This window comes from Agromyces soli, from assembly GCF_022811605.1.
Lineage (GTDB): Bacteria > Actinomycetota > Actinomycetes > Actinomycetales > Microbacteriaceae > Agromyces > Agromyces soli.
On record NZ_CP094533.1, the window covers coordinates 103,508 to 129,385 of the forward strand.

Genomic DNA, 25,878 nt, shown 5'->3' on the forward strand with positions numbered 1-25,878 from the left:
CTCAGAGCCCGTGCGACTCGAGGACTGCGACGTATTCGTCCTGCAGCTCCTCCTCGTCGCGGGACTCGTCGTCCCACATCTCGCTGAGACGCGTCCGCACATCCTCGGGCAGCGCCTCGTAGCGCTCGCGCCACTGCTCGGCGCGCTCGACCCAGTAGCCGACGACCTTGTACGCGGTCGGCGGCAGCTTGAGCTCGTGGCGCAGGTACTTGCGCACGGCGCGGGTGACGGCGCTCTCTCCCGCGACCCAGACGTAGCCCGGCGTCTTCGGCAGCTCGCTGGCCCGCACGATCTCCTCGAGCCGGCTCGGCGCGTGCCCGTTGCCGCCGTGCACCCAGGCGAGCTCGACGTTCGCGGGCAGCTCGGGCCGGTGCTCGTCCTGATCGCCCGAAACCTCGAGCACGAGCTTCGTGCGGACGCCGGCGGGCGCCTGCTCCGCGAGCCGCACGGCGGCGGGGAGCCCGGTGGCGTCGGCGACGAGCAGCTGCCACTCGATGCCCTCGGCCGGGGCGTACAGCCCGCGCGGCGTGTTCACGCCGACGACGTGGCCGGGCTCCGCGCCGAGCGCCCAGGTGGCGGCGATGCCGCCCTCGTGCACGACGAAGTCGATGACGAGCCGACCGGCGGCTTCGTCCCACTCGCGCACCGTGTAGGTGCGCACCTCGCAGGGCTCGACGCCCTCCGGGAACTCCCAGTAGCCGTCGTCGGTGGCGACCGGCAGCTGCGGCTCGGCGTGCCCCTCCGCGGGGAGGAACAGACGCAGGTACTCGTCGCCGACGCCCGAGGAGACGAAGCCCTCGAGCCCCGGGCCGGTGAACACGATCCGGATCATGCCGGGCGTGAGGCGGCGCACGTCGGCGACCTCGACCCGGTGCACCAGGTTGATCTCCGGGCGGCTCATCCGAGCAGCGCCTTCGCGATGACCTCGAGCAGGGCGGTCTGCCCGCTCGGGGAGCCGTAGCTCATCTCGTAGTTGTAGGGGAAGACCTGGCCGTTCGCGACGGCGGGCAGCGAGGTCCACAGCGCGTTGGACTTCAGCGCCGCCTCGTCGGTGATGAGGCCGGAGCCGTCCTCGGCGACGCCGGTGAAGATCACGTCGACGTCGGCGAGGTCGCCGAGCTGTTCGTGGCTGAGCGCGCGGCCCGCGCTGTCGGGCTTCCCGTCGCCGTCGCTGTCGGCGACGGTCGAGATCGAGAGGCCGAGGTCGGCGAAGACGAGGCAGGAGATGCTGTAGCAGCCGACCTGGACCTGCTCGTCCCAGTAGGAGGCGTCCGCGACGACGGGGTCGAGGCCGCGCGCGTCGAGCTCTGCGCGGATCTCGGCCACCCGCGCGTCGTAGACGTCGGCCCAGGCCTGGTGCTCGGCCTCGCGGCCGAGGTCTTTCGCGACCTGGGCGAACTTCACCCGCCAGTCGCCGCCGTCGAAACCGTTGTAGGTGTACGTGGGCGCGATCGGCGTGAGCTGGTCGTGCAGGTCGGTCTCGTAGCCGAGGCCGTTCAGGATCAGATCGGGGCCGACCTCGAGGATCTTCTCGAGGTTGAACTCGGGGTAGTTGTGGAAGGTGCCGATACCCTCGAGCTCCTCCTGCGGGAAGAACGTCGGGAAGCGGTCGAAGTCGTCGCGGATCGGCTGTTCCTTCGCGAGCGGGATGCCGAGGGTGATGAGCATGTCGACGTCGGTCGTGTAGAAGCCGAGCGCGGCCTTCGGCTCGGCGGGCAGCGTGACCTCGCCGAATTCGGTGTCGACGGTGATCGTGTCGCCTGCGGCGTCGTCGGCCGCGGAGGACGCGGCGCAGGAGGCGAGGAGCAGGGTGGCCGCGACGGCGGCGGCGGCGCTGCGGAGCGCGCGCGAGGATGCGATCTTCATGTGACCTTCATTGGATGCGGGGGTGGCCGGCGCCCGGCTTAGCTTAGGCTTACCTAAGAGCGCCGACTTCGATCCTGCATCACGCGGATGTCGCGCGACCGCCATCCGATGCGGCGAACGCGACAGCTTGACCGGATGCCCCGGCGAACGCCCCCGGCGTCGTGCCGAATTCGCGCCGGAACGCCTGCACGAACGCGCTCGCCGTGCGGTAGCCGACCCGCCGCCCGACGATGCCGACGGGCTGGTCGGCGGCGAGCAGCTCCACCGCGACCCGCATCCGCGCCTTCGTGCGCCAGTCGGCGAAGGTGAACCCGGTCTCCTGCCGGAACAGCCGGGACAGGTTTCGCTCGCTCGCGCCGACGAAGGCGCCCCACTCGTCGAGGGTGCGAGCGTCGGCAGGGTCGGCGAGCACCGCGTCCGCGACCCGGCGCGTGCGGTCGTCGTCGGGCATCGGCAGATCCAGCCGGGTGAGGTCGGCGCGCTCGAGGAGGCGCACGAGCAGCTGTTCTCCGAGGGCCCGCGTCTCGGGATCGAGCGGCTTCGTCTCGAGCTCCTCGAAGAGCGCGCGCACGACGACCGGCACCGCGACGGCGCCCGCATCCGAGCGAGGCGCGGGCAGCGTCGTCGGCAGGTAGCTGCACGCGAACTCGGTGCCGGATCCGGCGGTCACCCGGTGCGGCAGCCCGGCGGGGATCCACAGCCCGACCGTCCACGGCACGGCGTGCACCCCGCTCGGCGTCTCGACGACGAGCGAGCCGCGCGAACCCCAGAGCAGTTCGTGCCGGTCGTGCCGGTGCCAGCCCCACTCCTCGTCGCGGCGCACGACGAAGGAGCTCGTCATGATGCCGTCGACGCGGACGGGCACGTCGAGCACCTCCGCGGCGAAGGCTTGGCGGGGACGCGACATTCTTCGGCTCCTTGTCGCTGAATTGATCAGGTGAGGCTATCCTAAGCTGTGGATCGTGCCTGCGACGACCCCCGCCAGGCGGCCGCCACGCAGCGAGCGGGCGATCGCCACCGTGTTCCACCGCCGTCGACTCCTCGTCGCCGGATCCATCGCCGGGCTCGTCGGCCACCAGATCGCCGAGGCGCTCGTGCCCGTCGTCATCGGGCTCGTCATCGACCGCGCCATCGCCCCGGGCGACCCGGGCGCGCTCGCCTGGACGCTCGCCGCCCTCGGCGTCGTGTTCGCGGGTCTGCTGCTGTCCTGGCGGCTCGGCGAGCTCGCCTCGGTGCGGGCGAGCGAGTTCGCCGGCCGCGACGTGCGGCGCGGTCTCGTCGCCCGGCTCCTCTCCCCCCGCGGCTTCGCCGCGCCGCGCAGTCCCGGCGAGCTGCTCAGCATCGCCGGCACCGACGTCGACCGCACGGCCGGCATCGTCTGGGTGCTCGGCAGCGGCGGTGCGCAGCTCGCCGCGGTGCTCACCGCCGCCGTGGCGCTTCTCGCGATCTCGGTGCCGCTCGGCATCCTGGTGCTCGTCGCCGCCCCCGTGCTCGTCGCCGTCATGCACTTCGCGACCGCGCCGCTCGAACGCCGGATGGCGAGCGAGCAGGCCGCGGTCGCCGCCGCGAGCGCGACGGCCAGCGACCTGCTGACCGGCCTGCGCACGATCGCCGGGATCGGCGCCGAGCAGGCCGCGGTGGAGCGCTTCGAGCGGGTCAACCGCCGCTCCCTCGATGCGGCGAAGCGAGCCGTGACCGCCAAGGCGGTGTACGCGGCGGTGAGCCTCGCCGGTTCGGCGCTGCTGCTCGCCGCGATCGCCTGGGCCGCCGGGGCCGAGGCGCTCGCGGGCACCATCAGCGTCGGCGAGCTCATCGCCGTGCTCGGGCTGGCCCAGTTCGTCACCTGGCCGATCGGCGGGCTCGCCTTCGTCACGGCGGAGCTCGCGACGGTCCGCGCGTCCGCGACGCGCGTCGACGGCGTGCTCGCCGCGGAGGCGGCGGTGGATGCCCCGGCGCGGCCGGTCTCGACGCCGGCACCGCGCGGCGCCGAACTCGTGCTCGACGCCGTCGCGACGCCGCACCTCGCCCCGCTCAGCGCGGTCGTCCCGGCGGGCTCGGTCACCGCGATCCGGGTCACCGATCACCTCGCCGCCCGCGAGCTCGTCGAAGTGCTCGCCGGCGCGCGCAGGCCCTCATCGGGCCGGGTCCTCGTCGACGGGGTGCCGCTCGAGGCATCCGCCCTTCCGGTGCTCGCGCCGCCGCACGAGGCGACCCTGTTCGCCGGCACGCTGCGCGACAACCTGGAGCTGCACCGGGCGCTCGACGACGCACGCCTCGAGGAACTCGTGCGGGCCGCCGCGCTCGACGACGTCGTGTCGGGGGCCGGTGGGCTCGAGCGGCCCGTCGGCGAGCGAGGCTACAGCCTGTCCGGCGGGCAGCGGCAGCGCGTCGCGCTGGCCAGGGCGCTGGGTCGGGATGCCGCGGTGCTCGTCCTGCACGATCCGACGAGCGCCGTCGACGCGGTGACCGAGGCCCGAATCGCCGAGCGGCTGCGCGCCGCGGCGACCGGGCGCACCACCGTGCTCGTGGCCGCGCGGCCCGCGCTCGAGCGTCTCGCCGATCGGCTGGTGACCGCATGAGCACGACCCCGCTCCCCGTCGCCGGGCCCCGCGAGACCCGGCGCGAGCTGCGGCGACTCCTCCGCGGGCGCGCGGGCGCCCTCTCCGTCGCGGCGGCCGTGCTGCTCCTCGCCGCCCTCGCCGGGCTCGCCCTGCCCGCCGCGCTCGGCGGCATCGTCGACGCCGTGCTCGGCGGCGACTCGGGCGCGCTCGCCCCCCTCGTGCTCGTGATCGCCGGCGTGGGCCTCGGGAACGCTCTCCTCACCGGCCTCGGCCGGGCGCTCGTGGCCCGCCTCGGCGAGCGCGTACTGGCGGAGCTGCGCGGGCTCGTCGTGACCCGGCTCATCCGCCTGCCCTCGACCGTGGTGGAGCGGGCCGGCCGCGGCGACCTCGTCTCGCGGGCCTCGACCGACACGCGCATCGTGGGCGACGTCGTGTCGAACGTCCTGCCCGCTTTCGCCTCCGCGGGCTTCACGGTCGTCGTGACGCTCGTGGGGCTCGGCGCCCTCGACTGGCGCTTCGCCCTCGCCGCCCTCGCGGCCGTACCCGTGCAGCTCCTCGCGCTGCGCGCCTACCTGAAGCGCGCGCGGCCCGTGTACCGCGCGGCGCGCGCCGCGGAGGGCGAACGGGCGCAGCGCATCCTCGAATCGGTCGACGCGGCGGAGACGGTGCGCGCCTTCGGCGTCTCCGCCGACCGCGAGCGCGTCGTCGACGAGGCGGCGCTGCACTCGGTCGAGCTCGAGCGCCGGGCGGCCCGGGTGAGCGTCGGCTTCTGGAACCAGCTGAACCTCGCCGAGTTCCTCGGACTGGCCGCGGTGCTCGGGGCGGGTTTCCTGCTCGTCGGCGCCGAGCTCGCGACGGTGGGCGCGGCGACCACGGCGGCCCTCTACTTCCACGCCCTGTTCGGCCCGGTCGGCCAGGTGCTCGGCAGCGTCGACGAACTGCAGAAGGCGGCCGCCGGGCTCGCGCGCCTCGTCGGCGTGCTCGGGCTGCCGGAGCGCAGCCCGCGTCCGGCATCCGCACGCGGCGGCGCCGCGAGCCTCGAGTTCGATCGCGTCGGCTTCGCCTACGACGGCGCCCCCGCGCTCGACGGGGTGAGCTTCGACGTGGCCCCCGGCGAGACGGTCGCCCTGGTCGGTGCGAGCGGCGCGGGCAAGAGCACGGTCGCCGCCCTCCTGCTCGGCGCCCTCGAGCCGGAGCGCGGCCGGGTGCTCATCGGCGGGATCGATGTCGGCGCGGTGACGGCGGAGACGCGGATGCCGCGGATCGGGCTCGCCGGTCAGGAGCCGCATGTCTTCGCCGGCCCGCTCGCGGACGACCTCCGCCTCGCCCGCCCCGGTGCGGCCGACGGGGAGCTGCGCGCCGCGCTCGACGCGGTCGGCGCGCTCGGCTGGGTCGACCGGTTGCCGGAAGGACTCGGCACCGTCGTCGGTTCGGGCGGGCACCGGCTGACGATCGTCGAGGCGCAGCAGCTCGCGCTCGCCCGGCTGCTGCTGCACGACCCGGCGGTGCTCGTGCTCGACGAGGCCACGGCCGCCGCGGGCGGCGACGGCGACCACGTGCTCGATCGGGCGATCGCCAGGGTCGCCGCGGGTCGCACGACGATGACGATCGCGCACCGCCTCGACCAGGCGGCGCGCGCCGATCGGGTCATCGTGCTCGACCGCGGCGGCGTCGTCGAGCAGGGTCGGCACGACGAGCTCGTCGAGGCCGGCGGCGCCTACGGCCGGCTCTGGGCGGCGTGGTCCGCGGGACGCTCCGGCGAGCGCGAGCGCGGTGACGCCTGCGGCAGGATGGGGGCATGAACCTCATCGTGATCGGCGCGGGTGCCTGGGGCTTGCCCGCCGCGGCCGAGCTCGCCGAGCGCGGCCACCGGGTGACCCTCGTCGACCGCTACGGGCCGGGCAACCCGTTCTCGTCGTCGCACGGTCCGACGCGGATCTGGCGGCTCGCCGACCCCGATCCCGCGAAGATCCGGATGACGGCGGCGAGCCTCGCGGCGATGGAGCGGCTCTCCGCGATCGCGGGCGAGCCGGTGTTCCTTCGCCGGGGCCTCGTCTGGCGCGACGAGGCGGCCGCGCTCGACGGCTTCGAGCTGGCGCTCGCCGAGCAGGGGGTCGAGTTCGAGCGGCTGCCCGCGGCGCGCACGGGGGAGCGCTTCCCTGGGCTCGTGCCGGACGGCCGCGACGCCCTGTGGACCGCCGAGGCGGGGCCGGTGCTCGCCGAGGCCTCCCTCGCCGCGCAGCGGTGCCGCTTCGATCGGGCGGGCGGCGAGCTCGTGCTCGCCCACGTCGTCGCCCTCGACGAGACGCCGGGCGGCGGGCAGCGGGTGCGCCTCGCCGACGGCCGGACGCTCGAGGCGGAGCTCGTCGTCGTCGCCCCCGGCCCCGGCGCCCCGCCGCTCGTGGCGGAACTCGGCCTCGACGTGCCGCTCCGCCCCCACCTCGAGCAGGTCGTGCACGTCGCCGACCCGGCGGTGGCCGCCGACGACCTTCCCGACCTCATCGACGTCGCGGCCGGGGATCGGCCGACGCTCTACGCGATGACGACGCCGGGCACGGGCTACAAGCTGGGCCTCGACGCGCCGCTGCGGGACGTCGTCTGGGGCGAGGACGAGGACCGCGAACCGGATGCCGCGCGCACGGCGTTCCTGCTCGAGTACGCCCGCGAGGCGCTCGGCATGCGCGGCGCACGGATCGTCGACGCGAAGGTGTGCAGCTGGACGGACTCGCCCGACGGGCGGTTCGTGATCGGCTCGCCGCGACCCGGGGTCGTGCTCGCCTGCGGCGACTCGGGCGAGGGCTTCAAGTTCTCGGCGCTCATGGGCCTCGTGCTCGCGGACCTCGCCGAGGGCCGGGCACCCGAGCTCGATCTGGCGCCCTTCCGGCTCGACCGCTTCAGCCCGGCGGATGCCTCGGGGCTCGAGTCCCCGACCTCGCTCGGCTGAGCACCGGCGCTGGTCACACCGGCGGGCGGGCGCCCTCCCAGCCGACGGCGGCCGACCCGGCGGCGGCCGCGGCTGCCGCGGCGTCGCGGAGCGGTGCCCCGAGCGCGAGCGCCGCGGCGAGGGCCCCGGCGAAGGCGTCGCCCGCGCCGGTCGTGTCGACCACGCGCTCCGCGCGGACCGCGGGCACGGCGTCCACACCGGACTCGTCGGCGACGAGGCATCCCTCCGCGCCGAGCGTGACGACCACCGAGTGCGCGCCGGCGGCCTCGCGGAGGGCGAGCGCCACCTCGGCCGGGGTCCCAGTGGCCGCGGCGGCACCGAGGAGCTCGGCGGCCTCGTGCTCGTTCACGATGAGCGGGTCGGCGCCGCGCGGCACCTCGTCGAGCGAGGCGGGCGCGGGCGCGGCGTTGAAGGCGAAGCGGGCGCCGATCGCGGCGGCGAGCCCGGCCGCGTCGGCGACGACGGCGGGCGGGATCTCGGCCTGCGCGAGCACGACGGCCGCGCGGGTGCCGGCGGGGGCGAGCTCGACGCGCACGTGGGAGTTCGCCCCGGCGTCGACGATGATCGCGTTCTCGCCGTCCTCGGAGACCTGGATGAAGGCCGTGCCGGTGGTGACGCCGGGCACGGTGCGCAGCTCGGCGACGTCGATGCCGAGCGCGGTGAGCTCGGCGCGCAGTGTGCGGCCGGACTCGTCGTCGCCGACCGCGCCGACGAATGCGACCCGGGCTCCGGCGCGGGCGACCGCGGCGGCCTGGTTCGCGCCCTTGCCGCCGCCGGAGACCTGCACGCCCTCGGCGAGGATCGTCTCGCCCGGCCGCACGTGCCGGCGCACGGCGATCATGCGGTCTTCGTTGACGGATCCGACCACGAGGACGTCCGTGTCCATGGGGCACTCCTTCTCTGCGGCCCCGGCTGGCCGGGGTGGAAAGCGGGCGGAAAGCACGCGGATCTACACGAGTAGATCCGCCTCGATCGTAGGGATAGCATGGCCGGGACGCAAGCCGTCGGGCACCGGCCCGCGGCACCGGAGCCGGCCCGAGGAGGCGCGATGCACGCACGCGGCGACGCCCCGCGCGCCGCGACGCGCGACGACGTCGCGCGACGCGCCGGCGTCAGCAGCGCCGTCGTCAGCTACGTGCTGAACGACGGCCCCCGCCCCGTCGCCGACGCGACCCGCGCCCGTGTGCTCGCCGCGATCGCCGAGCTCGACTACCGGCCGAACGCGACCGCGCGAGCGCTGCGCCTGCGCAGCACCCGCACCCTCGCGCTGCTCGTGCCGGACATCGGCAACCCGTTCTTCGCCGAGCTCGCGAAGGCCGTGCAGACCGCGGCCTTCGCCCGCGGCTACGCCGTCACCTACGGCGACACCGAGTACGAGCCGGAGCGCGAGCGCGCGCAGCTCGCCGCCCTCGCCGAGCGTCAGCCCGACGGCGTGCTCGTGATCGGCGGCACCCCCGGCACGCTCGCCCCGCTCCAGGCGGCCGGCGTGCCCGTGGTGACGCTCGACCGCAGCGGTGCGTCCGGCGCCCTCGGCCCGGCCGGTGAACCGCCGAGCGTCGGCATCGACGACGAGGCCGCCGCGCGCGCCGGCATCCGGCATCTGCAGCAGCACGGCCACGAGCGCATCGCCCTCATCGCCGGCCCCGAGGACTCCCCCGCTGCGCGCGCCCGGCGGCGCGCGTGGACCGAGCTCGTCGCACCGGCGGTCGGCACGACCGGGCTGAACGCGCTCGTCGCGACCGCCGACTACCGTCGCGAGGGCGGCTACCGGGCCGCCCTGCAGCTGCTCGACGGCGGCGGCGCGCCCACCGCGGTGTTCGTGAGCGCCGACGTGCAGGCGATCGGCGCGCTCCGGGCGTTCGCCGAGCGCGGCGTGCGCGTGCCGGACGAACTCGCGGTGCTCTCCTTCGACGGCACGAGCGAGGCGGAGTTCACCTCCCCGCCGCTCTCGGTCATCCGCCAGCCGCTCGACGCGATCGCCGAGGCCGCGCTCGGCCTGCTGCTCGACGGCGCGTCGCCCCGGCACGTCCTCGTGTCGCACGAGCTCGTCGCCCGCGCCTCCTGCGGGCCGCACCGCGACTGAGCGGCCATCGCCGATCCGATCGGCGCCACGCCCGGCACGGGTCATCCGCCGTCGCATCGCCCGCGCCCGTCCGGCGGATGGTTAGAGTAAGCGCCGAGGCGAGACTTCTGTTCGACTTCGGGGGAACAGCATCGATTCTCGGACCAATCGTCTCGGAGAGAGGTGCAGCGTGGCCACGACGAGCAGCGCGACGGCGGGGGAACTCTTCCGTCTCATCCACACGGGCCGCGCGGACTCGCGCGCCGAGCTCGCCCGCCTGACCGGGCTCAGCGCCTCGACCGTGGCCATGCGCGTCGACGAACTGATCGAGCACGGCTACCTCGAGGAGGCCGGCCGCGGCGAGTCGACCGGGGGCCGGCGCCCGCGGCTGCTCGCGATCCGCGAGGGCGGCTCCGTCATCGCCGCCGCGGATCTCGGCGAGCGGCACGTCACCCTCGTGCTGATGAACCGCCGCGGCGAGATCGTCGCCGACGCGATCGAGCCGATCACGCTCCGCGACGAGCCGGCCGCCGTCATCGAGGCGGTGTGGGCCGCCGCGCGGGCGCTCGCCGAAGGCCTCGCCCCCGTGCCCGACATCGAGGGCGTCGCGATGAGCCTGCCCGGGCCGGTCGACTCGCGGGACGGGCGCCTGCTCGCGCCGATGCGGATGCCCGGCTGGAACGGCCTCGTCGTCGGCGAGATGCTCGGCCGCATCACCGGGCTGCCGACCCACGTCGACAACGACGCGAACGCCATGGCCGTCGGCGAGTTCGTCGAGCGCGGCCAGACGGTCGGCGAGCTCGTCTTCGTGAAGGCGGGCAGCGGCATCGGCTGCGGCATCATCGCGGGCGGCGAGCTGTACCGCGGCTACCGCGGCGTCGCGGGCGACATCAGCCACGTCGCGCTCGCGGGCGCGCCGCCCGTCGTCTGCTCGTGCGGCCGGGTCGGCTGCCTCGACGTGGTCGCGAGCGGCACGGCCATCGTCGACGCCCTGCGCGGCACGGGCGCGGAGGTCGAGGACCTCGACGCGGTGCTCCGGCTCGCGCAGGACGCGCACCCGCGGGCGACGGCGCTCCTCCGCGAGGCGGGGCAGCGCACGGGCGAAGTCCTCGCGACGATCATCAACTTCTACAACCCGCAGCTGCTCGCGCTCGGCGGGCAGCTCTCGACGGCCGACGCCTTCGTCGCCGGCGTCCGGCAGGCGATCTACACGCTCTGCCTGCCGATGTCGACGGACCTGCTCGAGATCGGCGTCAGCGCGGCCGGCCCGCTCGCCGGCGCTCGCGGCGTCGGCAGCTCGCTGCTCGCCCGCCTGCTCGAGCCGGCGCGGATCGACGCAGCGATCGCCGAGGCATCCCAGTAACTCCATGAATCGAAGAAAGTCTCCCGACTTTCGCGAAGGTGAATCCGGGTTCGCTCGACGGGTGTTCTAAGCTGGCCGCATGACCCAGCGCCCCCGCATCGCGATCGCCGGCATGGCGATCGAGTCCAGCACCTTCTCCCCCCATCGCGCCGGCGCGCGCGACTTCCAGCGCGCCGAAGGCGACGAGCTGATCCAGCGCTACACCTCCCTCCGCGACGGCACGCTGACGGATGCCGCGGAGTGGCTGCCCGTCTACTACGCCCGCTCGATCCCGGGCGGCGCGGTCCTCCGCGAGGTCTACGACGACATCAAGGGGCGCATCCTCGACGGGCTCCGCGCGCTCATGGCCGACGGCGGCCTCGACGGGCTCTTCTTCGACATCCACGGCGCGATGAGCGTCGACGGCCTCGACGACGCCGAGGGCGACCTCATCACCGCGATCCGCGAGGTGATCGGCGGCGACGTCATGGTCTCCGCCTCGATGGACCTGCACGGCAACGTCTCCGACGCGCTCGTCTCGCAGGTGGACCTGATCACCTGCTACCGGCTCGCCCCGCACGAGGACACCTGGGAGACCCGCGACCGGGCCATCCGGAACCTCGTCGAGACCCTGCGCGATGGCCGCACCCCGCGGCGCGCGCACGTGACCGTGCCGATCCTGTTGCCCGGCGAGAAGACCTCGACCCGCGTCGAACCTGCGAAGAGCCTCTACGCCCGCATCGACGAGGTCGAGCAGCGCCCCGGCATCATCGACGCCGCGATCTGGATCGGGTACGCCTGGGCCGACGAGCCCCGCTGCCACGGCGTCGTCGTGGTCACGGGCGACGACGACGCCGCGATCACCGCCGCGGCCGAGGAGCTCGGCCGCGCCTTCTGGGACGTGCGCGACGAGTTCGAGTTCGTCGGCCCGCCCGGGACCCTCGCCGAGGGCGTCGACGCCGGCCTCGCCGCGAGCGACACCCCGTACTTCATCAGCGACTCCGGTGACAACCCGGGCGCCGGCGGCACGGGCGACGTGACCTGGACGCTCGCGCAGCTGCTGCAGGACGAACGGCTCACCGCCGAGGGCGCGCCCACCGTGCTCGTCGGCTCGATCTTCGACCACGAGGCGCTCGCGGAGCTCCGCGGCAGGACCGTCGGCGAGACCGTCACGGTCACCGCCGGCGCGCGCGTCGACCACGGTCCGCACGGCCCCGTCACGATCACCGGCGTGCTGCACTCGCTGCACGAGGGCGACCCCGACGCGGGCGGCGTCGCCGTGATCCGCGTCGGCGGGCTGCACGCGATCATCACCGAGTACCGCAAGGCGTACCACGACATCGCCGACTTCACCTCGATCGGGCTCGACCCCTTCGCGGCGCAGATCGTCGTGACGAAGATCGGCTACCTCGAGCCGACGCTCTACAACGCGCAGCGCGGCTGGACCCTCGCGCTCACGCCGGGCGGCGTCGACCAGGATCTCGGCCGGCTCGGGCACCACCGCATCCAGCGGCCGATGTTCCCCTTCGACGCCTTCGAGACCGACCCCGCGCTCACCGCACGCCTCTTCGGCTAGCGCGGCCGGCGGGTCGCGGGGGCGCCCGGCGCCCGGCGCCGCCTTGGGGGCTCCCCACTCCGGCCCGCCCCTCCTCGCCCCGGCCTCGCGCGCCAGCGCCACTTCGGCGCCGTTGCGCCAGCACAAGTGGCGCGCGGAAGCAGAAGTGGCGCTGGCCGCCCACCAGCCCGCACCAGAACCACCGCCGGGCACCGGCACCGGCACACACCGAATTCCACTTACTCCAATTTCATGAAAACTTAGTTACGTAAACGTAACAAGTTCGTGATTGTTGGCGATGTTCCTTCGTGCAGTATGAATTTGCGTCGAGATTCTGCACGAATTCCATCCCTCGACGAATAAACAAGGAGGTTTGATGCGTACGACTGTGATGCGGCGCCTGCTCGCCCCCCTCGGGCTCGCCGCGGCCGCGGTCCTCGTGGTCACCGGCTGCACCGCGCAGGGCGACGAGGCGTCGAGCGGCAAGGACTCCGTCAGCTACGCGCTGCCGGCCGGCACGGGCCCGAACTGGATCCTGCCGATCTCGAGCCCCGACACGATGGCCACCCACAACAGCGCGATCAAGGCGACGATGTGGCCGCGCCTGTTCGAGTACAACGGCACCAGCGGCACCATGGAGTGGGACCAGAAGGCCTCCGCGGCCAAGGAGTACGAGTTCTCCGACGACCACCTCTCGGTGACGATCACCCTCGCCGACCTCGACTGGTCGGACGGCGAGCCCGTCTCCTCGCGCGACGTCGAGTTCTGGTACAACCTCGTGCGCTTCAACGCCGAGAAGACCGGCGGCTACTCGGCCGGCCTGATCCCCGACAACATCACGAACTTCGAGATCGTCGACGAGAAGACCTTCACGCTGACCTTCAGCCAGGTCTACAACGAGGAGTTCCTCCTCGCCAACCAGCTGAGCCTCGTCTACCCCATGCCGCAGCACGCCTGGGACAAGACGAGCGCCGACGGCGAGATCGGCGACTTCGACCGCGACGAGGCATCCGCCGTCCAGGTCTTCGACTACCTCTTCTCCGAGGCGAAGGACATGAAGACCTACGCCACGAACGAGCTCTGGCAGACCGTCTCGGGCCCGTACGTCGTGAAGAGCTGGTCGGACTCCGGCCAGGTCGAGCTGACCGCGAACACGAAGTACACGGGTGAGGACAAGCCCTCCATCCCGAACGTCACCTTCCTGCCCTTCACCTCGGCGGACGCCGAGATGAACGTCGTCCGCTCGGGCGAGGTCGACTACGGCTACATCACGAGCGCCCAGCTCACGAGCGAGTCGCAGTTCACCGACCTCGGCTACCGCGTCGAGCCGTGGGCCGGCTGGTCGATCACGTACATGCCGTACAACTTCGCGAACCCCGAGATGGGTCCGATCTTCGACCAGCTCTACATCCGCCAGGCGCTGCAGCACGCGGTCGACCAGGAGACCATCTCCGACGTCATCTGGCACGGCGCGGCGACGCCCGACTACGGCCCCGTCCCGCAGACGCAGGACAGCGCCTACCTGTCGAAGGAGCAGAAGGACAACCCCTACCCCTTCGACCTCGACGCGGCGGCGAAGCTCCTCGCCGACCACGGCTGGACCGCCGGCTCCGGCGGCACCCTCGAGTGCACCGACCCGGGCACCGGCGCCGAGCAGTGCGGCGCGGGCATCGAGGCGGGCAAGAAGCTCGAGATCGTCGTCACCACGCAGAACGGCTCGCAGGAGACCGACAACATGATGAGCGAGATCCAGTCCTCGCTCGGCAAGATCGGCGTCGCCATGACGATCGACTCGAAGCCGCTCGACTCGGTGCTCACCGAGGCGCAGTCCTGCAAGACCGAGGGCTCGACCACGTGCTCGTGGCAGCTCGTCTTCTTCGGCACGGCCGGCTCGTGGTACTTCCCGGCCTACCCGACCGGTGAGCGCGTCTTCGCGAAGGACACCAAGTGGAACGCGGGCCAGTACGACAACCCGGAGGCCGAGGAGCTCATCACCCAGATGACCGCCTCGACCGACAGCGAGATCTCGCAGAAGTACTCGGCCCTGCTGGCGCAGGACCTCCCGGTCATGTGGATGCCGAACCCGGTCTACCAGGTCTCGGTGATCAAGGACGGCCTCGACATCGGGCACCAGGACCCGGGCGCGTCGTTCTTCCCGCAGCGCTGGTCCTGGAGCGAGTGACCGGGCCCGTCCCGGCACGAACGGCGAAGTGAAGTAAGGCAGCAGTGATGGTGGAAGCAGCGCGGACCGCGGTCCGAACCGCGTCGGGCGGGGCCGGGATCCTCCGGTTCCTCGGCCGGCGACTCGTTCAGGGGGTGATCGTGATCCTGATCGTCACCCTGATCGTGTTCGCGCTGCTCCACCTGGCCATGCCGCAGGGGCCCGCCCAGGGCATCCTCGGCATGCAGGCGACGCAGGAGCAGATCGACGCGTTCAACCGCGCGAACGGCTTCGACCGCCCGCTCTGGCAGCAGTACTTCACGTTCCTCTCGCAGATCGCCGTCGGCGACCTGGGCGATTCGTTCAAGCTGAACCGCCCGGTCGCCGACGCGATCGGCCAGCGTCTGCCGAAGACGCTGGTGCTCGCGCTCATCTCGATGGCCGTCGCCCTCATCGTGGCGATCCCGATGGGCATCTACCAGGCGGTCCGTCGCGGCAAGACCGGCGACTACGTCTTCACCACGATGAACTTCATCATCTACTCGACGCCATCGTTCTTCCTCGGCCTCGTGCTCGTCATCGTCTTCGCCCAGTGGCTGCACCTCGTGCCGGCCCTCGCCCCGCAGGGCGACACGGTCGCCCAGGTGCTCGCGAAGCCCGCCGGGCTCGTGCTCCCCGTCGCGACCGCCGCGCTCGGCATCATCGCGACCATCTCCCGCTACATGCGCTCGGCGACGATCGACAACCTCTCCGAGGACTACGTGCGCACCGCCCGCGCGAAGGGCACCCCGATGCCCGTCGTCATCCGCCGGCACGTCGTGCGCAACTCGCTGACGCCCGTGATCGCGATGCTCGGCTACTACCTCCCCGTGATGTTCGGCGGCATGATCGTCGTCGAGTCGCTCTTCAACTACCCCGGCATGGGCCTGCTCTTCTGGACCAGCGCGCAGACCGGCGACTACCCGGTGCTGCTCGGCTGCGTGCTCGTGATCGCGGTCGCCACCGTCGTCGGCTCGATCCTCGCCGACCTCGTGCAGGCCCTGCTCAACCCGCGCACCCGAGGAGAGCTCGCATGACGACCGCCACCGCAGCCCAGCCGGCGACGCAGCCGGCCGCCCGCTCGCCGTTCCGCCGCGGGCTCCGCCGCTTCCTGCAGAACAAGCTCGCCCTCTTCGGCGTCGTCACGATCGTGCTGTTCCTGCTGTTCTGCTTCCTCGGGCCGATCCTGCACCCGACCGATCAGGTGCACACCGACCTCAAGAGCACGATGCTGCCGCCCGGCACGCCCGGCCACCCGCTCGGCACCGACGACGTCGGCTACGACGTGCTCGGCCGGCTCATGATCGGCGGGCAGGTGTCGATCCTGATCGGCCTCGCCGCCGGCATCCTCGCGACCGTGATCGGCACCCTCTGGGGCGCCATCGCGGGCTACGTCGGCGGCACCGTCGACGCCGTGATGATGCGCATCGTCGACGCGGGGATCGCGATCCCGGCGACGTTCCTGCTGCTCATCCTCTCCGCGATCATGCGGCCGAGCGTGCCGCTCATGATCGTCGTGATCGGCCTGGTGTCCTGGCTCGTGCCCGCCCGGCTCGTGCGCGCCGAGTCGATCTCGCTGAAGTCGCGCGAGTACGTGCTCGCGATCCGCGCGATGGGCGGCACCCACGGCCGCGCCGTCGTGAAGCACATCGTGCCGAACACGGTCGGCACGATCGTCGTGAACGCGACCTTCCAGGTCGCCGACGCGATCCTCCTCGTCGCGTACGTCTCGTTCCTCGGCATGGGGCTGCAGAAGCCCGCGACCGACTGGGGCGCGATGCTCACGGGCGGGATGACGTACACCTACGCCGGGGCGTGGTGGCTGATCTTCCCCGCCGGCCTCTGCATCGTGCTGACCGTCTGCGCCTTCAACAGCATCGGCGACGGTCTGCGCGACTTCTTCGACGTGAAGGGACGCGACCGTTGAGCGCCACCGACCGTACGGCCACCCCGGTCCAGGGCACGGATGACGCCGAGGCGCCCATGCTCCGCATCCGCGACCTGGCCGTCACCTTCCGCACCGACGACGGCCCGGTCGAGGCCGTCCGCGGCATCGATCTCGACGTGCGCCGCGGCGAGGTGCTCGCCCTCGTCGGCGAGTCCGGCTCGGGCAAGTCGGTGACCGCGATGGCGGTGCTCTCCCTGCTGCCGGCGACGGCGACGCGCACGGGCTCGATCGAGCTCGACGGCCGCGAGCTCACCACGCTCGGCGAGCACGAGCTGAACGGCGTGCGCGGCAAGGAGATCTCGATGGTCTTCCAGGAGCCGATGACGGCGCTGAACCCCTCGATGCGCATCGGCGACCAGATCGCCGAGGCGCTGCTGAACCACGGCGTCGGCACCAAGCAGGAGGCGGCCCGCCGCGCGGTCGAGCTGCTCGCCCGCGTCGGCATCCCGGAGCCCGAGCGCCGCGCCGCCGGCTACGCGCACGAGATGTCCGGCGGTCAGCGCCAGCGCGTCGTCATCGCGATCGCGCTCGCCTGCGAGCCGAAGCTCATCATCGCCGACGAGCCGACGACGGCGCTCGACGTGACGGTGCAGGCCGAGATCCTCGACCTGATCCGCGAGCTCGCGCACTCGAGCGGCACCTCGTTCCTGCTCGTGACCCACAACATGGGCGTCGTCGCCGACATCGCCGACCGGGTCGCGGTGATGTACCGCGGCGAGATGGTCGAGCACGGCACGGCGATGCAGGTGCTGCGCGAGCCGACCGCCGACTACACGAAGCGCCTGCTCGACGCCGTGCCGCGGCTGCCGGAGGGCGGCGAGACGGTGCCGCCCGCGGGCGAGCCCGAGCCCGACGGCACGGGCCCCGGCGGCGTCGCGCTGCCGGTGCCGGTGCTCTCGCTCCGCGAGTCGAGCGTCACGTACCGCAAGGCGGGCAAGAGTTTCACCGCCCTCGACCAGGTGTCGATCGACATCGCGGCGGGCGAGATCCTCGGCCTCGTCGGCGAGTCCGGTTCGGGCAAGTCGACGCTCGGCAAGGTCGCCCTCGGCCTCGCGCCGACCTCGGGCGGCGAGCTGCGCCTGTTCGGCGAGAAGCTCGGCCGCGGCGGCCTGCGGGGCCGAGCCGAGCGACGACTCCGCGGCCGCGTCGGCGCCATCTTCCAGGACCCGGGTTCGAGCCTCGACCCGCGCACCACGGTCGGCGAGGCCATCGCCGAGCCGCTCGTCGTGCACCGCGCCGTGCGGCCCATGTCGGGGCGCGACCGGGCGGCGCGCGTGCGCGAGCTGCTCGAGGCCGTCGAGCTGCCCGCCTCCTACGCGAGCCGCTTCCCGCACGAGCTGTCCGGCGGGCAGCGCCAGCGCATCGGCCTGGCCCGGGCGATCGCGCTCGAACCGGAGCTGATCATCGCCGACGAGCCGACCTCGGCGCTCGACGTCTCGGTGCAGGCGGCCGTGCTGCGCGTGCTCCGCGAGCTGCAGGAGCGCATGGACTTCGCCTGCCTCTTCATCAGCCACGACCTCGCCGTCGTGCACGAGTTCTCGCACCGCGTCGCGGTCATGCACGAGGGCCGCATCGTCGAGCTCGGCGCGACCGACGACGTGCTGCTGCGCCCGCAGCACCCGTACTCGCAGCGGCTGCTCGCCTCCGTCCCGGTGCCGGACCCGGTGGCGCAGCGGGAGCGCCGGGTCGCCCGGCTCGCCGCGCGGAGCGCCGCGTGAACGCGCCGGCCGCGGCGGGCGCCGTCACGCTCGAGCTCATCGCGCAGGATGCCGCGGCGGTCCGCGTCGCGGCGTCGATCGGCGCCGCGCGGGTGGAGCTCTGCCAAGCGCTCGCGCTCGGCGGGCTCACCCCGTCGCTCGGCACGATCGAGGCGGCCGTGCAGACGGCCGGCGACGCCCTCGGCGTGCACGTGCTCATCCGCCCGCGGGGCGGCGGCTTCCACTACACGGCCGACGAGTTCGCCGTGATGGAGTCCGATGTGCGCGCCGCGGTCGCGGCGGGTGCGGCGGGCGTCGTCATCGGCTGCCTCGACGAGGCGGGCCGCTTCGATCTCGACGGCATGCGCCGGCTGCGGGATGCCGCGGGCCCGGCCGGGGTCGCGGCGCACCGCGCGATCGACGTCTCGGCCGAGCCGTTCCAGGCGCTCGATGCGCTCATCGAGCTCGGCCTCGACCGCGTGCTCACCTCCGGCGCGGCGCCGACCGCGCTCGCCGGGCGCGACACGCTGCGCGCCTTCGTCGAGCGCGCCGAGGGCCGCATCGTCGTGATGGCGGGCGGCGGGGTGACCGCGGCGGATGCGCCCGGCATCCTCGCGTCCGGCGTGCGCGATCTGCACTTCTCGGCGAAGCGCACGGTCGCCGGCGACGCCGGCGGAGTCAGCATGGGCTCCGCGGGCAGCGGCGTCGGCGACTACGAGGTCGCGGATGCCCAGGTCGCCCGCGAGATCGCCGAGGCCGCTCGCACGGCTGCGGCTTCCTCCGCTTCGATCCCTGGCGGTGCCGCTCGATGATCGGCTCCACCGTGCTCGGGCTGGATGTCGGCGGCTCGAGCGTGAAGTACCGGCTTGCCTCGGCCGGCCAGGCGGACGGGATGCCCGACGCCATCGCCGAGGGCGTCGCCCCCGCCCTCGCAGAGGAACTGCCGGCGACGCTCGCCGAGCTCGCCCGCACCGTCTCCGCCGGGCACCGGCTCGCGGCCGTCGCGGTCGCGATCCCCGGGCTCGTCGACGAGGCGTCGGGCACCGTCATCCGCTCCTCGAACGTGCCCGCCCTCGACGGCCGCGCCCTCGGCCCCGAGCTCTCGGCGCTCCTCGGCGTGCCCGTGTCGATCCTGAACGACGGCCGCGCGGCCGCCGTCGCCGAGGCCCGCTGGGGCGCCGGCGCCGGCGAGCGGGACGTCTTCACCCTCGCCCTCGGCACCGGCATCGCGGGCTCGCACCTCGTCGACGGCGTGATCGCCGACGGCGCGCACGGTTCGGCCGGCGAGCTGGGGCACGTCGTCGTGGAGCCCGGCGGGCGGCTCTGCTCGTGCGGGCAGCGCGGATGCCTCGAGACGCTGCTGGGCGCCCCGGCGCTCCGCCGCGCGTGGAACGCCGCCGGCGGCGAGGGCTCGGCCCGCGAGTTGCTCGCCGCCTACGACGAGGACGACCCCCGGGCCGTGCCGATCGTGCGGACCGCCGCGCAGCACCTCGCGGACGCCGTGCTCACGCTGCTCGCCCTCGTCGACCCCGGCGTCGTCGTGGTCGGCGGGGGGCTCGCGAGCGCGCCGCACCGGCTCGTCGAGCTCGCGGCAGGGTACGTCGCCGAGCAGGCGACGTTCCACCGGGTGCCCCCGATCGTTCCCGCCGAGCTCGGCCGCTGGGCCGGCGCCGTCGGGACCGCGGCCGAGGCCCGCGCGCTCGCCGCGCGCGTCGTCGCCGCCTGAACCGGCGGAGGCGGCGCCGGGTGCCCACACACGCCCGGCGTCGTCTCCGCCCTCCCCGACCCGATTCCATTCCCGGCGGAATGGTTCGCGCCGCTTCCGCGTTGCCCCCTGGCACGGGGCGCCACGGCGGCGCCCGCACCGATGAGGGGAGCGCACATGTCAGCACAGGGCGAGGGTCGGGTCAGGCAGCTTCGGCTCGTGGCATCCGTGCCGGAGGGCGAGGACTTCGAGGCGACGCTCGCGTTCTACCGCGACGTGCTCGGGATGCCGGTGCAGGAGTCGTACGAGGCCGAGGGCGACGCCCGGGTCGTGATCCTGGATGCCGGTCGGGCCACGCTCGAGCTGTCGAACGCCGCCCAGGTGCGCTTCATCGACCGGGTCGAGGCCGAGGGCAAGCCGAGCGCCGCCCTCCGGGTCGCCCTCGAGGTCGACGACTCCGTCGCCGCGACCGATGACGCCGTCGCCGGGGGCGCCGAGCTCGTCGCGGAGGCTCGCGAGACGCCGTGGCGCTCGATGAACTCGCGGCTGAACGGCCCGGCCGGGCTGCAGCTCACGCTGTTCCAGGAGCTCGACGGGCCCGACGAGGCGTAGCGCCGAGCGCGACCTCGCGCATCACGGGCGTCGCTCCGCGGAAGTCGCCGTGCGTGGCCCAGTCGAGCACGATGCGCACGAGCACGACGGCGCCCGCCTCGAAGGAGCCCGCGAACTCGGGGAAGGCGTCGAGGTACTCCGCCGTGCAGCGCTCGAGCTCGGCTGCGCCAGGAAAGTCGGCGCGCCCCTCGGCCTGCAGCGTGGTGCCGTCGGCGCCGCCGACCACGACGGCGACGCGCCCGTCACGGCGGAGGTTCGCGATCTTCCGCGAGTCCGGCTTCGCGTCGAACAGCAGCTCGCCGCGCCCGCTCGCGGTGATCGCGAGGTAGGCGGCCTGCGGCGAGGCATCCGGTCCGAGCGTCGAGACGACGCCCGCACGCTGCGCCCGGACGTACGCGATGAGTTCGGCGAGCTCCATCGCGCCAGCGTATCGGCACGCGTTCTCGCCCCGACCCCTCTGCCGCATGTCGTCCCGGCTGGCGGCCCAAACTTTTCGACGCTCCGCGCACTTCGCCGCGACGACACAAATTTGCATCCGGGAAAGCGCCGCAAGTACACAAAGACACTTGTGCACCGGGTCGCCAGAATGAAGCGCTCGCCCCGCCCGGATCTCTCCACATCACCGATGCTCCGGCGCCACGAGAGGATCAGGAGAAACTTCAGCGCGACAGCTCGCGGGCGGGCGGCACGACCTCGCGGCCGGCGTCCCAGGGCTCTGCCCAGCCGAGCTCGTCGAACATGCGCGAGAGGATCAGCGCCGTCACGCCCCACACCAGCCGCTCGCCCACCGTGAAGGCCGGCGAACGATGCACGAAGCCGTCGCGGCGCAGCACCGTCATCGCCCGGTTGGCGGGCGCGAGCAGCTCGGCGACCGGCACCCGGAACACGTCGACCGACTCGTCGTGGTCGACCGCGGCGACGCGCGACTCGTGCGTCCACCAGGCGGGCACGGGCGTCACGAGGTGGCGGCTGAGCGGCACGGGCATCGGCGGCAGCTCGCCGAGCGGCTCGACGCCGCCCGTCTCGACGCCGGTCTCCTCGCGCGCCTCGCGGAGCGCGGCATCCACCGCGCCGCCGTCGGATGCCTCGAGTCGCCCGCCCGGGAACGCGATCTGCCCGGCGTGCGTGCCGAGCGTCGCCGCCCGGCGCAGCAGCAGCACGTCGAGGTCCCGCGGCACGACGGTGGCCGCGGCATCCGCCGGCCTCGCCGGCACCCGGTCGAGCACGCCGAACAGCACGAGCACGGCAGCGGGCCGCAGCTCGGAGGGGTCGGGCATCGCGAGCCCGGGGACGCGGGTGGTCGGCGCATCCGGGCCCGGGAACCAGTCGAGCCCGCGCTCGCAGAGCGCGAGCAGGTCGGCACGGGCATCCACGGCCCCAGCGTAGCGAAGCGATGGATACCGTTCACCCGACTGCCGCGCAACCCTCAGCCGCCATCCACGGAACCGCGCGTACGCTGTGGAGAATGCTGATCATCAGCTACAACCTGCGGAAGCACCGCGCGATCTCCGAGCTCGCGGCGCTCGATGAGCGCTACTCGCCCGACGCCATCTGCCTGCAAGAGGTGGACACGGCGGGCCTCGCCGAGGACATCGGGCGGATGCAGCTCGCCCACTCGACCACCGGCAACCGGCTCGGGCTCGCGATGTACTATCGGCCCGATCGACTGCTCCCCCGCGACGTGCGCGCCTTCGCGCTGAAGAAGTCCCTGCACGACCGCGTGCTGCGCCCCGCCCACGAACGGCTGCTCGCCGTGCGCTTCGACGACCTCGAGCACGACCGCGAGCTCACGATCGCCTCGTTCCACGCGGCCCCGCTCACCGCACTGAACTCGCTGCGGCGAGCGCAGATCAACGCCGCCCTCGGCGAGCTGCAGCTGCTCGGCCCCAACCTCCCCGCGCTCATGGTCGGCGACTACAACTACCCGGTGTTCAAGGACAACCTGGCCGAGAAGGTCCGCGAGGCGGGGTACGAGCTGACGCTCAGCGACCGGCACACGTACACGCGCTACCGCTACTTCCGCGGGCACTTCGACTTCGCGACCTCGGCCGGGCTCGTGCTGCGCAGCATCGAGACGTTGCCGCGCGGCGAATCCGACCACCTGCCGATCCTCGTCGACGCGCACTACACGGGCACGGCCGCCGAGGTGCCGGCCGACATCGACGTCGTCAGCTGAGTCGAGGTCCGCGAACGGGCCCGCGACGATCAACCCTTGCACTATCGGCACCTATCTTCCTATAGTGGCGGCATGCCACGACGACGACCAGGCGCACTGCTCCCGCTGGAGCTCGACATCCTCGACGCCGGTACGACCCTGCAGGCGGCCGACGGCTCCTTCTTCGGCTTCGGTCTCGCCCGGGCGATCGCCGACCGCGACGGATCGAGCCTGCTCGCGCACGGCACGCTCTACAAGGCGTTGACGCGGATGGCGACGGCCGGCCTCCTCGACTCCGAGTGGGAGGCGCCCGAGCCGGCGGAGGCCGAGGGCCGCCCGCGTCGGCGCCTCTACCGAGTCACCGCTGCGGGGGCGACGGCGCTCGAGACGGCTCGGCGCGAGGCATCCGTCCGCGCCGCCGATGCCGCCGCAGCCGCGAGCCGTCCGAGCCGCCCGGTGACCGCATGAGCGGGGTGCTGCGCTCGGCCGAGTACCGTCTGGCCGCGCGCCGGGTGCTCCGCTGGACCGCCTGGTACACCCGGGGCCTCGACCCGGCCGTCGCCGGCGCCCGGCAGGACGAGATCGCCTCCGACCTGCACGAGCACGCACGGTGGGCCGAGGAGTCCGGCGTCGACGCCGACGAGCTCGCCCGCTCCATCCGGGGCCGAGCGCTTCGCGGTGCCCCCGCCGACCTCGCCTGGCGCGCGGGCGCGCTGCAGCGCCTCGACCCGCGCCTCCGTTCGATGCGGCGGATCGAGTTCTCCCTGCTCGCAATCGTCGTCACGATCGGGGTCGTGGACGCCGCCCTCGGCGCGTTCGTCGCCGTGCGACTGGTGCGGGCCCTCCTCATCGGCGACGTCGCCGAGGTGCCCAGTGCCGCCATCGGGGCGGTCGGCCTCGGAGCGATCGCGCTCATCGCGACCTTCGCGCTCGCCGGCCCCCGCCAACGCGGGTGGGCCGCACTGCTGCTCGCCGTGCCGACCGCCCTGATCTTCACGCAGACGGCACAGGCGCTCTCCTCCCTGAGCGCGACGGCCGTACTGCTCGTCAACCGTGTGAGCTGGTGGCAGCCGGCCGCGCTCGCAGTCGGCCTCGCGCTCGCCGCCGTGTGCGTCACCGCCGCGGTGCACTGGCTCCGCCCGGCTCGCACCGCCGCGCGCAGCGTTCGCGCCGACGCATCCACACCGAATGAAGGAGTGCCGCATGCCTGAGTCCGAGTACGAGCCGCGCCGCGCTCGGCGCGCCAAGATCGCGCTCGCGATCGCGGCCGCGCTGACCATCGTCGCCGTCGGCGGCGGGGCCGCCTTCGCGATGACCTCGGCAGCCGTCGTCGCCGAGAATGAGGCGCAGGCGGGTCAGCTCGTGGAGCTTCCCGCGGTGACGCCGGCCGCACCGACCGCAGCCCCGCCGACGGATGGCGCCGACGACGACGCCGGCTCGGGCGTATCGGATGCGAGCGCGGACGCCGGGTTCCCCGTCTACGACGCCGACACCGACATCGCGACGATCCCGCGCGCCGCCGAAGACCCGGACCCGGCCAACACCGAGATCTGGCTGACGCAGCAGCGCATCATCGCGCAGTGCATGCGGGAGCAGGGCTACGAACACCGCTACACGGCGTACTGGCTCGTTTCCGGTGATCCGGCCCTCATCCAGGACGCCCTCGGCAACCCGTCCAGCGACGAGTACACGCTCGCCCTGTGGGGCGACACCGGCGGCGGCGATGAGTACCGTTGGGAGGAGGCGGGCTGTCACGGCTACGCGGTCCACGTCACCGGGATGGACGACGCGAACTAGCGCGGCTCAGGCGCCGAACGCACCGTCGAGCGCGCTGCCCACGGCACCCCCGAGCGCGCCGAGCAGCACGGCCCCGACCATGACGCCCATCGCCGTCACGAGCGGCCGTCGGCTCCGGCCGCGGCGCGCGAGCCGCACGATCGCGACGATCATGCCGACGATGAGGGCGACGGCGGTGGTGAGCATCGCGAACCAGCTGCCGGAGCGCTTGACGACGGCGCAGACCTCGCCCGTGCACCCCATCGCGTCGACGCCGATGAGGGCGCCCGCGATGAGCGCCGCCCCGGCGACGACGAACATGAGGATGAGCACGAACACGGTGAGCAGCACGTTCGTCAGCTGATCGGTCGCGGGGCGGTCGTCACGGCGGCTCATCCTCGAGAGCCTACGGGCACGACCCGCGCACCGGCTGTGGGCGGCCCTCGCACGGGGGCGTGCCGCCCGCGTGGTGCAGCGCTACGCTGACGCCGTTCGCGGGCAGCACTGCCGCGGCGCATCCGGTTCCACCCCTACGAGGAGCACGATGATGACGACCACTGCGACGACCGACGCCGCCCTCGACCGCCCGCTGCACGGGGCGACGTTCGGGCAGGCGATCTCCCGATTCTTCAAGAAGTACGCCACCTTCTCGGGCCGCGCGAGCCGCAGCGAGTTCTGGTGGTGGTACCTCGCGAGCGCGATCGTGAGCGGCGCGCTGTCGCTCGCCATGTCGCTGTCCGGCGGCTGGATGTACGACGCGACGACCAACACGATGGCCCCGCCGAGCGGCGGCTACGTGTTCTTCGCCTCGGTGCTGGGGCTCTGGGGCCTCGCGACGTTCATCCCGTGGATCGCCCTCAGCTGGCGGCGGCTGCACGACTCGAACCGTCCGGGTCCGTGGTGGTTCATCGGCCTCATCCCGATCGTCGGCGGGATCATCCTGCTGGTGTTCTTCCTGATGCCGAGCGACCCCGCCGGCGCCCGCTTCGATCGCTGAGCTGCGCCGCGCCGAGTGGCGCTCAACGCCCGAGCAGGCGGTTCAGCCAGCCCGGCCCCGCGACGAGCGCGGCCGGGTCGAGCCGCGCCCGCAGGCCCCGGTCGGCGGTGACGACGAGCGGTCGGAGGGATGCCTCGGCCGCGGCGAGCTCGACGATGGTCGTGTCGCCGTCGGCCGGCGCGGCCACGACGAGGACGCCTCCGGGCTCCGCCGCACCGCGCGCCGCGCCCTCGATGACGGCGGTGATCGCGTCGAGGCGCAGCAGCGGTCCCGGCGCCGGCCCCTCGACCTCGGCCCTGGCGAGCGCAGGCAGCCCCGCGATCAGCCGGGTCGCCGCGCCGCGCCGATCGCGCCACCAGCCGTCGGGGCGCGAGCCCATGACGTTCGCGACGTCGACGATGAGGCGCACGGGGAGCAGGAGCACGGGCTCGGCGGTCATGCTCCGATTCTGCACCCGG

The 25,878-nt window shown here is 73.6% G+C and carries 26 protein-coding genes; 18 read left to right on the top strand and 8 right to left on the bottom strand.

Annotated features, from left to right (window positions below; translation table 11 throughout):
* Position 1 precedes the first annotated feature (1 nt).
* The 3 genes from MTP13_RS00495 to MTP13_RS00505 form a co-directional block, all read right to left on the bottom strand.
* Positions 2-901 (bottom strand): siderophore-interacting protein, encoded by a 900-nt coding sequence (locus tag MTP13_RS00495; RefSeq protein WP_243569123.1) that lies wholly within the window; start codon positions 899-901, stop codon positions 2-4.
* The gene (locus MTP13_RS00500; RefSeq protein WP_243569124.1) at positions 898-1,866 is read right to left on the bottom strand and encodes an ABC transporter substrate-binding protein; all 969 of its coding nucleotides are present in this window, start codon (positions 1,864-1,866) and stop codon (positions 898-900) included. Before MTP13_RS00500 ends, MTP13_RS00495 begins: the two co-directional genes overlap by 4 nt.
* Positions 1,867-1,945: 79 nt before the next feature.
* Positions 1,946-2,773: a helix-turn-helix domain-containing protein gene (locus MTP13_RS00505; protein ID WP_243569125.1), complete on the bottom strand. Its 828-nt coding sequence runs from the start codon at positions 2,771-2,773 to the stop codon at positions 1,946-1,948.
* A 55-nt stretch (positions 2,774-2,828) separates the two neighbouring features.
* Between MTP13_RS00505 and MTP13_RS00510 the strand changes: the two genes are divergently transcribed.
* From MTP13_RS00510 to MTP13_RS00520, 3 genes are read left to right on the top strand one after another with little or no spacing between them, the layout of a single operon-like run.
* Positions 2,829-4,445, top strand: a complete 1,617-nt coding sequence (locus MTP13_RS00510) for an ABC transporter transmembrane domain-containing protein (protein ID WP_243569126.1) — start codon at positions 2,829-2,831, stop codon at positions 4,443-4,445.
* Positions 4,442-6,229, top strand: a complete 1,788-nt coding sequence (locus MTP13_RS00515) for an ABC transporter ATP-binding protein (RefSeq protein WP_243569127.1) — start codon at positions 4,442-4,444, stop codon at positions 6,227-6,229. The genes MTP13_RS00510 and MTP13_RS00515 overlap by 4 nt, the downstream gene beginning before the upstream one ends.
* The gene (locus MTP13_RS00520; RefSeq protein WP_243569128.1) at positions 6,226-7,371 is read left to right on the top strand and encodes an FAD-dependent oxidoreductase; all 1,146 of its coding nucleotides are present in this window, start codon (positions 6,226-6,228) and stop codon (positions 7,369-7,371) included. The genes MTP13_RS00515 and MTP13_RS00520 overlap by 4 nt, the downstream gene beginning before the upstream one ends.
* A gap of 13 nt (positions 7,372-7,384) precedes the next feature.
* Here the strand turns inward: MTP13_RS00520 and MTP13_RS00525 are convergent, their stop codons facing one another.
* Complete coding sequence (locus MTP13_RS00525) at positions 7,385-8,257, bottom strand: PfkB family carbohydrate kinase (protein WP_243569129.1); 873 nt, start codon at positions 8,255-8,257, stop codon at positions 7,385-7,387.
* Positions 8,258-8,419: 162 nt separating this feature from the next.
* Between MTP13_RS00525 and MTP13_RS00530 the strand changes: the two genes are divergently transcribed.
* From MTP13_RS00530 to MTP13_RS00575, 10 genes are all read left to right on the top strand, one after another.
* Entirely contained in the window at positions 8,420-9,454 is a 1,035-nt protein-coding gene (locus MTP13_RS00530; RefSeq protein WP_243569130.1) for a LacI family DNA-binding transcriptional regulator, read from the top strand.
* 169 nt (positions 9,455-9,623) lie between these two features.
* On the top strand, positions 9,624-10,796 hold the full coding sequence (locus tag MTP13_RS00535; RefSeq protein WP_243569131.1) for an ROK family transcriptional regulator: 1,173 nt from the start codon (positions 9,624-9,626) through the stop codon (positions 10,794-10,796).
* A gap of 79 nt (positions 10,797-10,875) precedes the next feature.
* Positions 10,876-12,351 carry a M81 family metallopeptidase gene (locus MTP13_RS00540; RefSeq protein WP_243569132.1) on the top strand — a complete coding sequence of 492 codons (1,476 nt, stop codon included), beginning with the start codon at positions 10,876-10,878 and terminating at the stop codon, positions 12,349-12,351.
* A 355-nt stretch (positions 12,352-12,706) separates the two neighbouring features.
* Complete coding sequence (locus tag MTP13_RS00545) at positions 12,707-14,512, top strand: peptide ABC transporter substrate-binding protein (RefSeq protein WP_243569133.1); 1,806 nt, start codon at positions 12,707-12,709, stop codon at positions 14,510-14,512.
* A 140-nt stretch (positions 14,513-14,652) separates the two neighbouring features.
* Positions 14,653-15,567: an ABC transporter permease gene (locus MTP13_RS00550; protein WP_243569134.1), complete on the top strand. Its 915-nt coding sequence runs from the start codon at positions 14,653-14,655 to the stop codon at positions 15,565-15,567.
* Positions 15,564-16,457: an ABC transporter permease gene (locus tag MTP13_RS00555; RefSeq protein WP_189085825.1), complete on the top strand. Its 894-nt coding sequence runs from the start codon at positions 15,564-15,566 to the stop codon at positions 16,455-16,457. The genes MTP13_RS00550 and MTP13_RS00555 overlap by 4 nt, the downstream gene beginning before the upstream one ends.
* 56 nt (positions 16,458-16,513) lie before the next feature.
* Complete coding sequence (locus MTP13_RS00560) at positions 16,514-18,196, top strand: ABC transporter ATP-binding protein (RefSeq protein WP_243570895.1); 1,683 nt, start codon at positions 16,514-16,516, stop codon at positions 18,194-18,196.
* Positions 18,193-18,987 carry a copper homeostasis protein CutC gene (locus MTP13_RS00565; RefSeq protein ID WP_243569135.1) on the top strand — a complete coding sequence of 265 codons (795 nt, stop codon included), beginning with the start codon at positions 18,193-18,195 and terminating at the stop codon, positions 18,985-18,987. Before MTP13_RS00560 ends, MTP13_RS00565 begins: the two co-directional genes overlap by 4 nt.
* On the top strand, positions 18,984-19,901 hold the full coding sequence (locus tag MTP13_RS00570; RefSeq protein ID WP_189085823.1) for an ROK family protein: 918 nt from the start codon (positions 18,984-18,986) through the stop codon (positions 19,899-19,901). The genes MTP13_RS00565 and MTP13_RS00570 overlap by 4 nt, the downstream gene beginning before the upstream one ends.
* 156 nt (positions 19,902-20,057) lie before the next feature.
* The gene (locus MTP13_RS00575; RefSeq protein WP_243569136.1) at positions 20,058-20,492 is read left to right on the top strand and encodes a VOC family protein; all 435 of its coding nucleotides are present in this window, start codon (positions 20,058-20,060) and stop codon (positions 20,490-20,492) included.
* Here the strand turns inward: MTP13_RS00575 and MTP13_RS00580 are convergent.
* On the bottom strand, positions 20,452-20,910 hold the full coding sequence (locus MTP13_RS00580) for a pyridoxamine 5'-phosphate oxidase family protein (RefSeq protein ID WP_243569137.1): 459 nt from the start codon (positions 20,908-20,910) through the stop codon (positions 20,452-20,454). The two genes, MTP13_RS00575 and MTP13_RS00580, sit on opposite strands and share 41 nt — an antisense overlap.
* Positions 20,911-21,151: 241 nt before the next feature.
* On the bottom strand, positions 21,152-21,865 hold the full coding sequence (locus tag MTP13_RS00585) for an NUDIX hydrolase (protein ID WP_341680827.1): 714 nt from the start codon (positions 21,863-21,865) through the stop codon (positions 21,152-21,154).
* Positions 21,866-21,957: 92 nt separating this feature from the next.
* On the opposite strand from MTP13_RS00585, the gene MTP13_RS00590 reads away from it, so the two are divergent.
* From MTP13_RS00590 to MTP13_RS00605, 4 genes are all read left to right on the top strand, one after another.
* Complete coding sequence (locus tag MTP13_RS00590) at positions 21,958-22,668, top strand: endonuclease/exonuclease/phosphatase family protein (protein ID WP_243569138.1); 711 nt, start codon at positions 21,958-21,960, stop codon at positions 22,666-22,668.
* Positions 22,669-22,740: 72 nt separating this feature from the next.
* Positions 22,741-23,115, top strand: coding sequence for a PadR family transcriptional regulator (locus MTP13_RS00595; RefSeq protein WP_243569139.1), 375 nt, complete (start codon positions 22,741-22,743; stop codon positions 23,113-23,115).
* On the top strand, positions 23,112-23,858 hold the full coding sequence (locus MTP13_RS00600; protein ID WP_243569140.1) for a hypothetical protein: 747 nt from the start codon (positions 23,112-23,114) through the stop codon (positions 23,856-23,858). Before MTP13_RS00595 ends, MTP13_RS00600 begins: the two co-directional genes overlap by 4 nt.
* Positions 23,851-24,444 (top strand): hypothetical protein, encoded by a 594-nt coding sequence (locus MTP13_RS00605; RefSeq protein ID WP_243569141.1) that lies wholly within the window; start codon positions 23,851-23,853, stop codon positions 24,442-24,444. Before MTP13_RS00600 ends, MTP13_RS00605 begins: the two co-directional genes overlap by 8 nt.
* A 6-nt stretch (positions 24,445-24,450) precedes the next feature.
* Here MTP13_RS00605 and MTP13_RS00610 read toward each other — a convergent pair whose 3' ends face one another.
* Entirely contained in the window at positions 24,451-24,819 is a 369-nt protein-coding gene (locus MTP13_RS00610; RefSeq protein ID WP_243569142.1) for a hypothetical protein, read from the bottom strand.
* A 148-nt stretch (positions 24,820-24,967) separates the two neighbouring features.
* On the opposite strand from MTP13_RS00610, the gene MTP13_RS00615 reads away from it, so the two are divergent.
* A complete protein-coding gene (locus MTP13_RS00615) occupies positions 24,968-25,420 on the top strand; it encodes a DUF805 domain-containing protein (protein WP_243569143.1) in 453 nt (150 codons plus the stop codon).
* Between the two features lie 22 nt (positions 25,421-25,442).
* Here the strand turns inward: MTP13_RS00615 and MTP13_RS00620 are convergent, their stop codons facing one another.
* Positions 25,443-25,859: a hypothetical protein gene (locus MTP13_RS00620; protein WP_243569144.1), complete on the bottom strand. Its 417-nt coding sequence runs from the start codon at positions 25,857-25,859 to the stop codon at positions 25,443-25,445.
* Between the last annotated feature and the right edge of the window lie 19 nt (positions 25,860-25,878).